At 69.3% G+C, this 13,191-nt stretch carries 14 protein-coding genes; 10 read left to right on the forward strand and 4 right to left on the reverse strand.

Going from position 1 to position 13,191, the window contains the following annotated elements:
• Positions 1 to 78: 78 nt before the first annotated feature.
• Both ABZX61_RS46075 and ABZX61_RS46080 read right to left on the reverse strand, forming a co-directional pair.
• On the reverse strand, positions 79 to 447 hold the full coding sequence (locus ABZX61_RS46075; RefSeq protein ID WP_355204432.1) for a ClpX C4-type zinc finger protein: 369 nt from the start codon (positions 445 to 447) through the stop codon (positions 79 to 81).
• 17 nt (positions 448 to 464) lie between these two features.
• Positions 465 to 806, reverse strand: coding sequence for a hypothetical protein (locus ABZX61_RS46080; RefSeq protein ID WP_355204435.1), 342 nt, complete (start codon positions 804 to 806; stop codon positions 465 to 467).
• Between the two features lie 325 nt (positions 807 to 1,131).
• Here ABZX61_RS46080 and ABZX61_RS46085 point away from each other — a divergent pair, with 325 nt between their 5' ends.
• From ABZX61_RS46085 to ABZX61_RS46120, 8 genes are all read left to right on the forward strand, one after another.
• On the forward strand, positions 1,132 to 2,946 hold the full coding sequence (locus tag ABZX61_RS46085) for a glycosyltransferase family 2 protein (protein ID WP_355204438.1): 1,815 nt from the start codon (positions 1,132 to 1,134) through the stop codon (positions 2,944 to 2,946).
• A 68-nt stretch (positions 2,947 to 3,014) separates the two neighbouring features.
• Positions 3,015 to 4,013: an energy-coupling factor ABC transporter permease gene (locus ABZX61_RS46090; protein ID WP_355204440.1), complete on the forward strand. Its 999-nt coding sequence runs from the start codon at positions 3,015 to 3,017 to the stop codon at positions 4,011 to 4,013.
• 3 nt (positions 4,014 to 4,016) lie between these two features.
• Complete coding sequence (cbiQ, locus tag ABZX61_RS46095) at positions 4,017 to 4,772, forward strand: cobalt ECF transporter T component CbiQ (RefSeq protein WP_355204443.1); 756 nt, start codon at positions 4,017 to 4,019, stop codon at positions 4,770 to 4,772.
• Positions 4,766 to 5,503 (forward strand): ABC transporter ATP-binding protein, encoded by a 738-nt coding sequence (locus tag ABZX61_RS46100; protein WP_350733342.1) that lies wholly within the window; start codon positions 4,766 to 4,768, stop codon positions 5,501 to 5,503. The genes cbiQ and ABZX61_RS46100 overlap by 7 nt, the downstream gene beginning before the upstream one ends.
• Before the next feature lie 95 nt (positions 5,504 to 5,598).
• Entirely contained in the window at positions 5,599 to 5,937 is a 339-nt protein-coding gene (locus tag ABZX61_RS46105; protein WP_101785558.1) for an STAS domain-containing protein, read from the forward strand.
• A 48-nt stretch (positions 5,938 to 5,985) separates the two neighbouring features.
• Positions 5,986 to 6,759: an SDR family NAD(P)-dependent oxidoreductase gene (locus ABZX61_RS46110; protein ID WP_355204448.1), complete on the forward strand. Its 774-nt coding sequence runs from the start codon at positions 5,986 to 5,988 to the stop codon at positions 6,757 to 6,759.
• 7 nt (positions 6,760 to 6,766) lie between these two features.
• Positions 6,767 to 7,531 (forward strand): crotonase/enoyl-CoA hydratase family protein, encoded by a 765-nt coding sequence (locus ABZX61_RS46115; protein WP_355204451.1) that lies wholly within the window; start codon positions 6,767 to 6,769, stop codon positions 7,529 to 7,531.
• A 214-nt stretch (positions 7,532 to 7,745) separates the two neighbouring features.
• Positions 7,746 to 8,369 carry a rhomboid family intramembrane serine protease gene (locus ABZX61_RS46120; protein ID WP_350733349.1) on the forward strand — a complete coding sequence of 208 codons (624 nt, stop codon included), beginning with the start codon at positions 7,746 to 7,748 and terminating at the stop codon, positions 8,367 to 8,369.
• Positions 8,370 to 8,372: 3 nt separating this feature from the next.
• Here ABZX61_RS46120 and ABZX61_RS46125 read toward each other — a convergent pair whose 3' ends face one another.
• Positions 8,373 to 8,957, reverse strand: a complete 585-nt coding sequence (locus ABZX61_RS46125; protein ID WP_350733351.1) for a TIGR00645 family protein — start codon at positions 8,955 to 8,957, stop codon at positions 8,373 to 8,375.
• Positions 8,958 to 8,994: 37 nt separating this feature from the next.
• Here ABZX61_RS46125 and ABZX61_RS46130 point away from each other — a divergent pair, with 37 nt between their 5' ends.
• Positions 8,995 to 9,363, forward strand: coding sequence for a BlaI/MecI/CopY family transcriptional regulator (locus ABZX61_RS46130; protein ID WP_355204456.1), 369 nt, complete (start codon positions 8,995 to 8,997; stop codon positions 9,361 to 9,363).
• Here ABZX61_RS46130 and serC read toward each other — a convergent pair.
• Positions 9,342 to 10,451, reverse strand: a complete 1,110-nt coding sequence (gene serC, locus ABZX61_RS46135) for a phosphoserine transaminase (RefSeq protein ID WP_350733354.1) — start codon at positions 10,449 to 10,451, stop codon at positions 9,342 to 9,344. The genes ABZX61_RS46130 and serC overlap by 22 nt on opposite strands.
• A gap of 145 nt (positions 10,452 to 10,596) precedes the next feature.
• Between serC and ABZX61_RS46140 the strand changes: the two genes are divergently transcribed.
• Positions 10,597 to 13,188 (forward strand): hypothetical protein, encoded by a 2,592-nt coding sequence (locus tag ABZX61_RS46140; RefSeq protein WP_355204459.1) that lies wholly within the window; start codon positions 10,597 to 10,599, stop codon positions 13,186 to 13,188.
• Positions 13,189 to 13,191: the final 3 nt, after the last annotated feature.

The following is a 13,191-nucleotide window of genomic DNA, read 5'->3' on the forward strand; positions in this document are numbered from 1 at the left end:
CGCCGTGAGCCCGTGTAGGACGCGCATGTCGGGCCTCCCTGACCATAGGACGTCCCACAGGTCACAACGGTTCACCTGTCAGGTCTCGCTCCTGAACCGTTCCCACGCGGATTGCCGCGTCATGCCGAGCGAGGCGCCGATGCGTTCCCAGCTGACGTCCCTGCCGCGAAGATGCGCCACCCAGTCGCGCAGGTTGTCGTCCACCTGTGCCTGCACGGCGGCGATTTTCGGAAGATGCTCGAGTATTTGCTCCTCTGTCATGGACTCCCACATCGGGAGGCGGGGCTCGGTAGAGGTGGCGAGGCGCTCCTGCGTGAGGATTTCATTGCACAGTTCGATGCATTGGTCACAAATGTGCACACCGGGACCGGCAATCATCTTCTTCACCTCCGCGCTCTTCTTGTGACAGAAAGAGCAGCGGATCTTGTCCTTCCAGTCGTCAGGCATGCCCTGACATTAGCCCGTCAGGCTGCACCTGACAACCCCATCTGCTCCTGCAGGATGGCCTGACGTTCCTCGGCGATCTTGCGACAGATCGTCACGTACGCGTTCAGCACCTTGCCGTACAGCGCGCGCGCCTGTTCCAACTGGGCGCGCAGCTCCAGGACGCGGTCGGCGTCGCCGCGTTGCTCGGCCTCCGCCAGCAAGGTCCGTGCCTCGTCCACGATCTCCTCGGCGCGCAACCTCGTACGGCGGAGCACGGCGGAGCACTGATGCAGCTCTTCCAAGCGAGCCGCGGAGACGATGAACTCAGCAGAGTGCACGGGCGAGTCGTCCGACGCCCGCCTGCGGAGATCCGATGCCATTTCCCGCCACCTCCCGGTCAAGGTTGCCTAACTGTAGACGCGCAAGCCCCTCGAGAGGATCACCGGGGAACGCCCGGGGGTGGCTGAATGATCCTGGCGGAGAGGTTTCTATTCCTCGGTAGGAAAACCTCATCCCTGAAACTCATTCGGTCCAGGATAAATGTGGTACTGCCAGGGCCTATTAGTGGAATGCCGTATATCTCCGTTGGCTGCAAAAGCGGGGGTGAAGACATACGATCGGCCCTCGCGGAGGCCCGGGCTCGTCACATACTGAAGCCGGACGGCAGCGCAACGTGACTCTCTGAAGTGGTGGCGGTGGTGGCGGATGTCTGAAACGGGGAACGGTGACGACGCGGTCGACGTGAGCGTCGTCATCCCGGCACACAACTGCCGGGCCTACCTCGACAGATGCCTCACCTCCGTGCTCGTGCAGCGCGTGAAGAAGGAGCTCATCGTCGTCGACGACGGCTCCACGGACGGCAGCGCCGAGCTCCTCGACCTCTACGCCGCCTATCACCGGGCCAGCGTCAAGGTCGTCCACATCGACGGCAGCGGCAGCGCGGGCCGGCCGCGCAACGTCGGCATCGAGCACGCCTCGGGCCGGTACGTGTTCTTCTGCGACGCCGACGACTACCTCGGCCCCGAGGCGCTGGAGCGCATGGTCGCCATGGCCGACAGGAACGGCTCCGACATCGTCCTCGGCAAGATCGTGGGCCACGGCAGGCGGGCGCCGGCGTCGATGTTCCAGCAGAGCGCGGAGAGCGTGACCATCGGCGACAGCAACGTCTACAACAGCCTGTGCTGCTTCAAGCTGTTCAGGAGGGAGCTGCTCGAACGCCACCGCATCAGGTTCGGCGAGGGCATGCTCGTGGGCGAGGACATCCTCTTCACCGTGCACGCCTACTGCCACGCCGGCGCCGTCTCCGTGGTGGCCGACTACGACTGCTACCACCTCGTGTCCAGGCCCGACGGCACCAGCATCATGCAGCAGCGCGGCAGCAGGGACCCGCTCGCCTGGCTGGCCATGATCAAGGCGCCGATCCGGCTCATGGCCGGGCACGTCGAGCCCGGTCCGCTCCGCGACCACCTGCTGCGCCGGCACTTCAGGCTGGACGTGTTCGCGCAGCTCGGGCAGGTGTTCCTGGAGAGCGACGACGTGCGGCGCAAGGACATCGCGCGGGAGGTGGCCGCCCTGTGCGACGAGTGGTACACCCCCGGCGTGCACGAGCTGCTCAACAGCGTCGACAGGCAGCGGGCGGCGGCGCTCGACGACATCGACCGCCTCGTGCGCCTGGCCCGCATCGAGAGCGCCGCCGTGCGGCGCAGGCTGACCGGGCTGCGCTGGGACGGCGACGGCCTCGTGGTGACGGGATCGGCCGGGCTCGACGGCATCGGCGGGGACGACGGCCTGGCCGTGGTGCTGCGCGGGCGGCACGACCCGGCCGCCGAGGTGGTCGTCCCGGCCGAGCGCAAGGGGAACGAGTTCACCGCGCGGGTGAACGTGTCCGCGCTCGGCTCGGGGATCTGGGACCTGCGGGTGGCGGTCGAGGCCGAAGGCGTGGTGCGGCTCGGCAGGCTCGGGGCCGAACGCGACAGCGGCGTGAACCGCCCGCCGCCCCGGCTGATCGGCGCCGCCGTCGCCCTGCCGTACTTCACCAGGGACAACGGCAACCTCAGCATCGACGTCGGCGGCCACGTGGTCGGGGTGCCCGGCTCGGTGCGGCTCATCAGGACGCGGTGGGCGCTGGGGCACCGGCTGATCGTCGACGGCGAGGTCTGCGTCGCGGGCGCCGCACCCGCCGCCTCGGCGGTCAAGCGGGTCGTCTGGCGCGAGCGGCGTAGCGGCCGTGAGCGGGTCGAGCGCGTCGTGGCGCTGCCCGGGGGCGGTTTCGTGGCCAGGCTCGGGGTGGGCTGGCTGCCGCCCGGCACCTGGGACGCGTACCTGGAGCTGGATCTGGGCGGGCCGCCCGCGCGGTTCAGAATCGAGACCGACGCCGAGACGGTGGCGGCGCCGCGCCGGTGGTGGGGCGCGGCGGTGCTCAGGAGCGTGCGGCCGTACGCGACCTCGGGGAAGGGACGGCTGAGCACCGTGGTGCGGCGGCTCACGGCAAGGATGATCATCAGGCGAATCATGCGCTAATGCCATCTATATGCAGGTGCAAGACGATGTCCTAAAGTAGGACCGTTTGCTCTTGCAGGAGGTGTGCCGTGCACGTACCAGATGGCTTCTTCAACGCCGCGACGTCCATCTCGGCCGGGGTGGTGGCGGCGGCCGGAGTCACCGTCTGCCTACGCGGGGCACGGCGCGAGCTCGACGACCGGACCGCTCCCATGGCCGGGCTCGTCGCGGCCTTCATCTTCGCCGTCCAGATGCTCAACTTCCCCGTCGCCGCCGGCACCAGCGGCCATCTGCTGGGCGGTGCGCTGGCCGCGATACTCGTCGGGCCGTACACGGGTGTGCTGTGTATGGCCGTGGTCCTCCTCGTGCAGGGCGTGTTCTTCGCCGACGGCGGGCTGACCGCGCTCGGCATCAACATCACGATCATGGGCGTCGTCACCGTGGTGGTCGGCTGGGGGATCTTCCGGCTGGTGACGGGGCTGTCCAGGGGACGCGTGGCGGTGGCGGCGTTCCTGGCGGCGCTGGTCTCGGTGCCGGCCTCCGCGCTGGCGTTCACGCTGCTGTTCTGGATCGGGGGGACCGCGCCGATCGAGGTGGGCGCGGTGGCGGCGGCCATGGGAGGCGTGCACGTCCTGATCGGGATCGGCGAGGCGCTGATCACGGCCATGACCGTCAGCGCGGTCCTGGCCGTGCGGCCCGACCTCGTGTACGGCGCCCGCGGCCTGACCAAGCCCCTGGTCCTGCGCGGCGCAGAAGGCGAGACCACCACCGTGGGCGGGCAGGAGCCGGCCGCCGCGCCTGGCAGGCTCAAGCCGTTCCTGCTCGGCGGGATCGGCCTGACGCTGGTCCTGGCCGGGGTCGTGTCGTTCTTCGCCTCGTCCTCGCCCGACGGGCTGGAGGCGGTCGCCGAGAACAAGGGCTTCCTCGGCCAGGCGACCGACCACCTGGTGACGTGGGGGCTGGCAGACTACGGCGAGGTCGGCGGCATCCCCGTCGGCGTGGCCGGGATCATCGGCGTCGGGCTCGTGCTGCTCATCGCCGGGGCCGTGGCGTACGCCGCCCGCGGCCGCGACGCGGCCAAGGTGTGACGCGTGGGCGCGGGGCACCATCACCAGCTCTACCTGCCGGGCGACTCGGTCGTGCACCGGCTGCCGCCGCAGTGCAAGCTGCTGGCCGTCTTCGCCTTCGCGATCGTCGTGGTGGCCACGCCGAGGGAGCGGTTCTGGGCGTTCGCGGTCTACGCGGTCCTGCTGGGGGCCGTGGCGGTGGCCGCGCGGGTGCCGCTGGCGTACGTGCTGCGGCGGATGGTGATCGAGGTGCCGTTCGTGCTGTTCGCCTTCCTCATCCCGGTCATCGGGCTGGGGGAGCGGACCACGGTCCTCGGGCTCTCGCTGAGCGTGCCCGGCCTCTGGGCGGCCTGGAACATCCTGGCCAAGGCCACGCTCGGCGTGATCGCCTCCATCCTGCTCGCGGCCACCACCGAGCCGCGGGTGATCCTGATCGGCGCCCAGCGGCTGCGGCTGCCGGCCCTGCTGGTGCAGATCGCCATGTTCATGCTGAGGTACATGGACGTGATCATGGACGAGATGCGGCGGATGCGGGTGGCCAGGGAGTCGCGCGGGTTCGAGGCGCGTGATCTGCGGCATGTCCCGGTGATCGCCCGGTCCGCCGGGGCGCTGTTCATCCGTTCGTACGAGCGGGGCGAGCGCGTGCATCTGGCCATGCTCAGCCGGGGATACACCGGCCAGATGCCGGTGATCCAAGATATTTCGGCATCTGTACGTCAATGGGGCATCGCTCTGGCTCTGCCGGCCATGGCCCTCGCAGTATGGGGACTTTCGTGGTGAACTCTCTCGACGTCCGGCAGCTCGCCTACGCCTATCCCGACGGCACGCAGGCGCTGTTCGGCGTGGACCTGTCGATCGGCCGCGGCGAGCGCGTGGCCCTGCTCGGCCCGAACGGCGCCGGCAAGACCACCCTCGTCATGCATCTCAACGGGATTCTCACCCCGGGGCACGGAAGCGTCACCGTGGCCGGCACGCCGGTGCGCAAGGACACGCTCAAGGAGGTCAGGCAGCGCGTCGGCCTGGTCTTCCAGGACCCGGACGACCAGCTCTTCATGCCCACGGTCAGGGACGACGTCGCCTTCGGCCCGGCCAACGCGGGCATGCGCGGCGAGGACCTCGACCGCGTGGTCAAGGACGCGCTGGAGCGGGTCGGCATGCTGGAGGCCATCGACCGGCCGCCGCACCACCTGTCGTTCGGGCAGCGGCGCCGGGTGGCGGTGGCGACCGTGCTGGCCATGGCGCCGGAGATCCTGGTGCTCGACGAGCCCTCGTCCAACCTCGACCCGGCCGCCCGCAGGGAGCTGGCCGAGATCCTGCGCTCGCTCGACGTGACGGTGCTCATGGTCACGCACGACCTTCCGTACGCGCTGGAATTGTGTGAACGTTCACTGATCCTTTCCGGCGGCGTCATCGCCGCCGACGGCCCCACGCGTGAGCTGCTCTCGGACGCGGAACTGCTGGCCGAGCACCGCCTGGAGCTTCCATACGGATTTGCGATCCCTGCGGTGTGAGGGCATTTATCCGCGTCCTGCCCGCCTCTTCCTAGTTTGTGCATGCCCGGGACCCGGGGATGTCGAAGTACAGTGGCTCATCGAGGAGGGGCCAAATGAAGCTGCGGCTTGCGCGACACGCCCTTGGTGATGCCGTGGTGGTGGCCGTTGAGGGAGAGCTCGACCTGTTCACCGCACCGTTCCTGCGCGACGAGGTGCGTGACGCGATCAAGCAGGACAGCGCCAGACTGGTGCTCGACCTGCAGCAGCTGTCGTTCATGGACTCCAGCGGCCTGTCGGTGCTGATCGAGGCCTGGCGGCTGGCGACGGGCGAGGGCGGCGGCGTGTCCCTGGCGGCGCCCCAGGCGCCGGTGGCGCGCATTCTCCGTACGACGGGGCTCGACCGGCGCATCAAGGTCTATTCCGACGTCGACAGCGCTGTGGGTGAGATTTGACGCCCCCCGAGTAGAACTTCATTCGGTCGGCGGGTTAGGGTCCGGGATATGGACGTGAACGGATCTGCAGCAATCATCTCCGGCGGCGCCAGCGGCCTCGGGGAGGCCACGGCCCGCGAGCTGGCCCGCGCCGGCGCCACGGTCGTCGTCGCCGACCTCAACGAGGAGCGCGGCAAGACCGTCGCCGACGAGATCGGCGGGGTGTTCGTCAAGACCGACGTGTCGGACGACGAGCAGGTGCAGGCGGCCGTGGACGCCGCCGTGGCGACCGGCAAGCCGCTGCGCGTGGTGGTCAACAGCGCCGGCATCGGCTGGGCCGAGCGCACGGTCAACCGTGACGGCAGCCCGCACAGCCCGGCCACGTACCGCAAGGTCATCGAGGTCAACCTGATCGGCACGTTCAACCTCATGCGCATCGGCGCCGCGGCGATCGCCAAGACGGAGCCGGCCGACGCTGACGGGCAGCGGGGCGTGGTGGTCAACACGGCCTCCGTGGCGGCGCTGGAGGGGCAGACGGGGCAGCTGGCGTACTCGGCCTCCAAGGGCGGCATCGTGGGCATGACGGTGCCCGCGGCGCGCGACCTGGCCGCGATCGGCGTGCGGGTGAACACGATCTGCCCGGGCATCATCGACACGCCCATCTACGGCTTCACGGCGAACTCCGAGGAGTTCAAGGCCAAGCTCGTGGCGCCGGTGGTGTTCCCCAAGCGCATGGGGCGGGCCGACGAGTTCGCGCACCTGGTGCACTCGCTGATCCAGAACGACTACATGAACGCCGAGGTCATCCGCTTCGACGGCGGCATCCGCTTCCAGCCCAAGTGAGGTCTCGTTGTCTGACGAAGTGCTCGTCGAGGAATCCGAGAACGTCGCCGTAATCACGATAAATCGTCCTAAAGCGCGGAATGCCGTGAACGGGGCGGTGGCGCGGGGGATCGCCGAGGCGCTGGACGCGCTCGACGCCCGCCCCGACATTTCCGCTTATGTCCTGACCGGTGCCGGTGGCACCTTCTCCGCGGGCATGGACCTCAAGGGGTTCCTGTCCGGCGACTTCCCGGTGGTCGAGGGGCGCGGCTTCGGCGGGCTCGCCGAGTCGCCGCCGAAGAAGCCGCTGGTGGCCGCCGTGGAGGGGTACGCGCTCGCGGGCGGGTTCGAGCTGGCGCTGTCGTGCGACGTCATCGTGGCGTCGTCGGAGGCCAAGTTCGGGCTGCCGGAGCCCAAGCGTGGGCTGGTGGCGGGCGCGGGCGGCGTCATGCGGCTGCCGCGCCGGATCCCGTACCACGTGGCCATGGAGATCGCCCTGACCGGCGATCACTATCCGGCGGCGCGGCTGTACGAGCTCGGGCTGGTCAACCGGATCACCGTGCCGGGGGAGGCGTTGGAGGGGGCGCTGGAACTGGCCCGCAAGATCGCCGCCAACGCGCCGCTGGCGCTCGCCGCGACCAAGAAGGTGATCATCGAGTCGCAGGACTGGTCGCTGGAGGAGATGTTCGCCAAGCAGGGGGCGATCGTCGGGCCGGTGTTCGGCTCGAAGGACGCCATGGAGGGCGCGGCCGCCTTCGCCGAGAAGCGCGCCCCCCGCTGGACGGGCGAGTAACCGTCCGGCGCCCGGCCTCTTACGGGCGGGAGAGCCCCCAACCACTCTCCCGCCTCCTCGGTGCCGTCCGCCGCTCCCCCCGAGGGACCTCAGCTCGCTTCTCGCGGATGCGGGGCCTCGGGATGGCCGGATTCCGTCAGGGGCGGCTTTTAGCGCGTGCATAAGTGTTCCTGGCTACGGTAAAGAGAGAGAAGGCAACGTACCGGGAGAGCGCATGAGCGACTATTCGGGTCACAGGTTCGAGTCGGCCAAGCGCGGCGCCGGGGCGCTCCTGTCCGGTGCGCTGAGCGCGCTCGCCGTCGTGGTCGCCATGCTGGCCGTGATGTGGGTCGTCGAGGGCTTCGACTTCGTGCTGAACGGCAGGCTCGACCGCGAGTTCGGCATCATCGGATGGGAGCCCGACGGCCTGATCGGCATCCTGTTCGCCCCGTTCCTGCACGGCGGCTTCGGCCATCTCATGGCCAACTCGCTCCCGCTGCTGGTCCTCGGTTTCCTGGCCGGCCTGCGTGACCTGCGCAAGTTCCTGTGGGCCAGCGTGCTGATCATCCTCATCGGCGGCTTCGGCACCTGGCTGACCAGCCCCAACGTCTACACGGTCGGCGCCAGCGGCCTGATCTTCGGCTACTTCGGGTTCATCCTGGCCCGCGGCCTGTTCGACCGCAGGCTGCTCGACATCGCCATCGCCGTCGGCGTGGGCTTCGCGTACTGGGGGATCCTGGCCGGCCTGCTGCCCAACCAGCAGGGCATCTCCTGGCAGGGCCACCTGTTCGGGCTCATCGGCGGCGTGGTGGCCGGCTGGGTGCTGCGGCGCAAGGGCCGCGAGATCCCGGCGTACTGAGGGTCAGAGATGTGACCGTGTGTGCTCCGCCGGGGAGGTGGCCAGCAGGCGGTCGATGTAGGCGAGGCCGATGGCCGAGGCCACGAAGGCCAGGTGCATGATCGTCTGCCACATGATCTTGTCGTTGGGCGTCGACTGGGCCCTGATGAACGTCTGCAGCAGGTGCACCGACGAGATGCCGACGATGGCCGTGGCCAGCTTGACCTTCAGGACGTTCGCGTTGACGTGGGAGAGCCACTCGGGCTCGTCGGGATGGTCGTTGAGGTTGATGCGGGAGACGAAGGTCTCGTAGCCGCCGATGATCACCATGATCAGCAGGTTGGAGATCATCACCACGTCGATGAGCGCCAGGACCGTGAGCATGACCACGACCTCGGGCGACGGCGTCGCCGCGGTGACCGGCGCGGTGTGCAGGAACACCGTCTCGATCAGGTGCCAGAGCTCCAGCGCGAACTGCCAGACGTACACCGCCTGGGCCACGATGAGGCCCAGATAGAGCGGGACCTGGAGCCATCGGCTGGCGAACATCAGATAGCCGAGGCTCTTCGGCCGTGAGATCCCCTGGCCGGATCTGACTTTTTCGGGCAACAATGTTTCCTACTAATCGAACCGGAGGGTTGGTCAGTTGGCGAGCCTGGGGTCCCTGGAACGCGCGATCATGGACGTGCTGTGGGATGCCCGGAAACCGATGCGCGTCAGGGAGCTGCTGGTCAGGCTCAACGAGGAGCGCGAACTGGCGTACACGACGGTGCAGACCGTGGCCGAGCGGCTGGTGAAGAAGGGGCTGCTCGAACGTACGCCCTACCGCAACGCGTTCCGCTACGCCGCGGTCAAGTCGAGGGACGAGCACGTCGCCGACCTCATGCTCGAAGCGCTCTCGGCCGGCGGCGACAGGTTGCCGGTGCTGGCCAGGTTCGCGCAGAGAGTCGAGGAGGAGGACGCGCTCGCCCTCATGGAAGAGCTGTCACGCCGTCAGAGGCGCTCGACCACGTAGTCGACGCAGACCGTCAGCGCCTCGATGTCGGCCGGGTCGATCGCCGGGAACATCGCGACGCGCAGCTGGTTGCGGCCCAGCTTGCGGTACGGCTCGGTGTCGACGATGCCGTTGGCGCGCAGCACCTTGGCCACGGCGGCGGCGTCGACGGAGTCGGCGAAGTCGATCGTGCCGACCACCTGGGAGCGGAACTCCGGAGCGGCGAACGGCGTGGCGTACGCCGACTTCTCCGCCCAGGTGTAGAGGCGCTGGCTGGACTCGCCCGTGCGGGCGGTGGTCCAGGCCAGGCCGCCGTTGGAGTTCATCCAGTCGAGCTGGTCGGCCAGCAGGAACAGCGTGGCCACGGCCGGCGTGTTGTAGGTCTGGTCCTTCGAGGAGTTGTCGATCGCGACCGGCAGGCTGAAGAACTCCGGCACGTAACGGCCGGTCGCGGCGATCTCCTCGACCCTGGCCAGCGCCCGCGGCGACATGATCGCGATCCACAGGCCGCCGTCGGAGGCGAAGCTCTTCTGCGGGGCGAAGTAGTAGACGTCGGTCTCGGCGATGTCGACGGGCAGGCCGCCGGCGCCGGAGGTGGCGTCCACGAGCACCAGCGAGTCGTCGGAGCCCACGCGCTTGATGGGCATGGCGACGCCGGTCGAGGTCTCGTTGTGGGTGAGCGCGTAGACGTCCACGCCCTCCTCGGCCACGGCCGTCGGGTAGGTGCCGACCTCGGACTTGATGACGCTCGGCTCGCCCAGCCACGGGGCCTTTTTGGCCACCGTCGCGAACTTCGAGGAGAACTCGCCGAACGACAGGTGCTGCGACCTGTCGCGGATCAGCCCGAAGGCGGCGATGTCCCAGAACGCCGTGGTGCCGCCGTTGCCCAGGACGACCTGGTAGCCCTCGGGCAGCGAGAACAGGTCGGCGAGCCCGGAGCGTACGCGGCCGACCAGGTTCTTGACCGGCTTCTGGCGGTGGGAGGTGCCCATGAGGCTCGCGCCGGAGGCGGCGAGCGCGGCCAGTTGCTCGGTGCGTACCTTCGAGGGCCCGCAGCCGAAGCGGCCGTCGGCGGGCTTGATGTCAGCGGGAATCACGATGTCAGCCACCTGACCAGGGTACTGATCCCGCGGGGCTGACAAGGGACCGGGGCGGGAATCTGAGAATAACCCCACAGCCAAAAGATCTCCAATGCCGCAGAATGGAGGAACCGGGGACCTGCCATGTTCGTGACATGAGAGCGGCGGTGGCGCCATGCCCCCTGAACAGGATTCGCGCGAGGTGGTGGAGGGCCTGCTGCGGCGGCCCTTCTGGCGGGACCTCCCGCTGCCCGTGCTGGTCCTCACCGGAGCGCAGGACGGTACGGCGGGGCAGCTGGCGGAGCGTTTCAACGGACTCCTGCCGTACGCGAAGCCGGAGGAAGGCGCCCACAGATCGCTGGCCGAGCTCGTGGACGCCCTGGCCGGAGCCAGTGGCGCCCTCGGCGGCAACAGGGTCGGCCGCACCCTGCTGCCCGCGCCGCGCTTCCCGCTGACGGAGTTCGTGCTGTGGGCCCGGGCCCAGCGCGACAAGAAACCGGAGCAGTGGCCGGAGGACAAGTGGCCGCCGCAACCTGACTCGCGCCCCGGGCAGGAGGAGCTCAAGCGCCGGTTCGGCGCCAGGTTCGGGGTGCGCCCCAGCCTGCAGGCCGACAGCCGCAAGCGTTGGGCGGCCGGCGACTTCCTCGTTCGGGCCGCGGTCTTCTTCGTGCCGGTCGCCACCGTGGTCGCCTGGTGGCTGGACACCGGGATCACCGACCTGATCCCGCTGGCACCCGGCCTGCTCGCGCTGCTGCTGGGCGCGGGCGCGATCGGGCTGCAGGCCGTGCGCTTCATCCGCGGCACGGCCTTCTCACGGTGGTTCCGCCGCCACCAGTACGAGGACTTACGGCGCACCGTCGGCCAGAGCCGCCCGGAATACGCGCTGCGGCTGATGAACGCCTCAGAGCCGGAGATCGAGAAGCTGCTGGTCTACGCGATGTTGGAGGACCTGCGCCAGGCATACCGCAAGTGGCCGCGCATCCCGTGGCCGAGCTGGGGGCGCGGGCTGTACGCGCTGCTGGTGCTCGACGCGGATGATCCGGTCCACGCGCGGTTCCTGCGGGTCCTTGACGAAGTCCTGTACGAGACGGGCATCGTGCCGCCGCTGCTGGTGATCGCCGAGGACCGGGGACAGCCGGGGCCGGCCGGGCCGCCGGCCAGGCGAGAGCGGCGGACCATCGCCAAGGAGGTCGATGACTGGCGCTCGCGCGTGGCGCTGCGCGGGCCGGAGCCGCGGCTGCGTCTCGCCGGCGACAAGCTGGTGCTGACGGGCACCTACCGGCCGCGCCTCGGGCGGGTCAAGGCCCGTGCCGTCGGCTACTGGCTCGCGATGCTGGCGCTGCTGCTCGCCCCGCCGCTGTACGTCTACGGCAGCAACTGGTTCGGCTGCGGCCCCGGCATGATGCGGGCCGAGCGACAGTGCGTCGGCCTGAGCGACAACCTCGCCGAGATCGCCCCCGACCCGGCCCTCATGCCCATCCTCGAGCGGATCAAGCGGCAGAACGAGGCCATCGACACGAGGCAACGGGTCATCACGGTCTTCTATCTCGGCGTGCTCACCACGTCACACCCGGGCGACGACCAGACGGGCGGCTCGGCCGGCGAACTGTCCGGCATCGCGGCCCGCCAGGGCGCCTACAACCGGCTGGGCAGCTGGCAGATCAAGGTGGAGCTGGCCAACAGCGGGCAGTACTTCCGGCATGCCGAGTTCGCCGCCAGGATGATCAGGCAGCGCGCGGCCGGCGACCCGGACGTGGCCGGCGTGATCGGGCTCGCGTGGAGCAGGACGGAGACGCAGGACGCCATCCGGGTGCTCAGCGACGCGCACATCCCGATGCTCAGCACCACGAACTCGGCCGATCAGACGCCGCTGGTCTACCACGACCGTCCCTCGCCGTACTTCTTCCGCATGGCGGCTCCCAACTCCGCGCAGGCGCGGGCGTTCGAGCTCTGGCTCGCGCACGGGCTCCCCGGCAGGAAGCCGGTCGCTCCGCAGCGGGTCGCCGTCCTGGTCGAGCACGACGCGGAAGACCATGAGCTCTACAGCAGGGACCTCGCGGAAGGGCTGGCCAAAGGCCCGTACGCGGCCGCCAGGCAGTACCGGTTCGCCAACCAGGACGAGCTGGCCAGCAAGGTCGACCTGGCCTGCCAGGACGGTGCGGAGGTGCTGCTCTACACCGGCCGGGCCACCTTCCTGAACACCGTCGCCGACACCCGCGAGCACCAGTGTGCGGACAAGGTGCAGATCCTGGCGGGCGACGATGTCACCGAAAAACTGGGGCAGATCCTCGTCAAGGAGGACTTCCTCAACAGGCCGGCGATCTCGTTCGTCGCGCTCAACGACGTGCGAAAGGGACAGGGCGACAACCGCACCCAGACGGAGATCGAGAACTGGATCGCAAGCGTCAAGGCGACGGGCGTGTCACGCGTGCACGCGTGGATGGGCTACGACGCGCTGCTGGCCGTCACCTCGGCGATCAACAAGATCAAGGCCTCGGACGTCGACGAGTCGGTCAACATCGCCGAGAGCGTCGCGTACAACCTGCGCGGGCTCGGGGTGGGCGGCCTCATCCAGGGCGCGAGCGGGAAGTTCTACTTCTCGGAGGACGCGGAATCGCACGCCGCGCTCCCTCGCGGCCTCTGGCTGTTCTCCACGGACCCCGCCGCGGGTGCCCCCGACAACGGCCTGGTGCCGCGGGGCAGCTGCACGGTCGACGAAAAGGCCCCGGACACCGCCGAACTCGAGGTGAAATGCTCGTTCGACTGACGC

The organism is Nonomuraea sp. NPDC003709, assembly GCF_040610775.1.
Classification (GTDB): Bacteria; Actinomycetota; Actinomycetes; order Streptosporangiales; family Streptosporangiaceae; genus Nonomuraea; species Nonomuraea angiospora_A.

What these genes read in the sequence shown, in the direction of transcription:
- ABZX61_RS46075 (WP_355204432.1), bottom strand. Translation starts at nt 447, where the DNA reads ATGCCTGACGACTGGAAGGACAAGATCCGCTGCTCTTTCTGTCACAAG.
- ABZX61_RS46080 (WP_355204435.1), bottom strand. Translation starts at nt 806, where the DNA reads ATGGCATCGGATCTCCGCAGGCGGGCGTCGGACGACTCGCCCGTGCAC.
- ABZX61_RS46085 (WP_355204438.1), top strand. Translation starts at nt 1,132, where the DNA reads ATGTCTGAAACGGGGAACGGTGACGACGCGGTCGACGTGAGCGTCGTC.
- ABZX61_RS46105 (WP_101785558.1), top strand. Translation starts at nt 5,599, where the DNA reads ATGAAGCTGCGGCTTGCGCGACACGCCCTTGGTGATGCCGTGGTGGTG.
- ABZX61_RS46110 (WP_355204448.1), top strand. Translation starts at nt 5,986, where the DNA reads ATGGACGTGAACGGATCTGCAGCAATCATCTCCGGCGGCGCCAGCGGC.
- ABZX61_RS46120 (WP_350733349.1), top strand. Translation starts at nt 7,746, where the DNA reads ATGAGCGACTATTCGGGTCACAGGTTCGAGTCGGCCAAGCGCGGCGCC.
- ABZX61_RS46140 (WP_355204459.1), top strand. Translation starts at nt 10,597, where the DNA reads ATGCCCCCTGAACAGGATTCGCGCGAGGTGGTGGAGGGCCTGCTGCGG.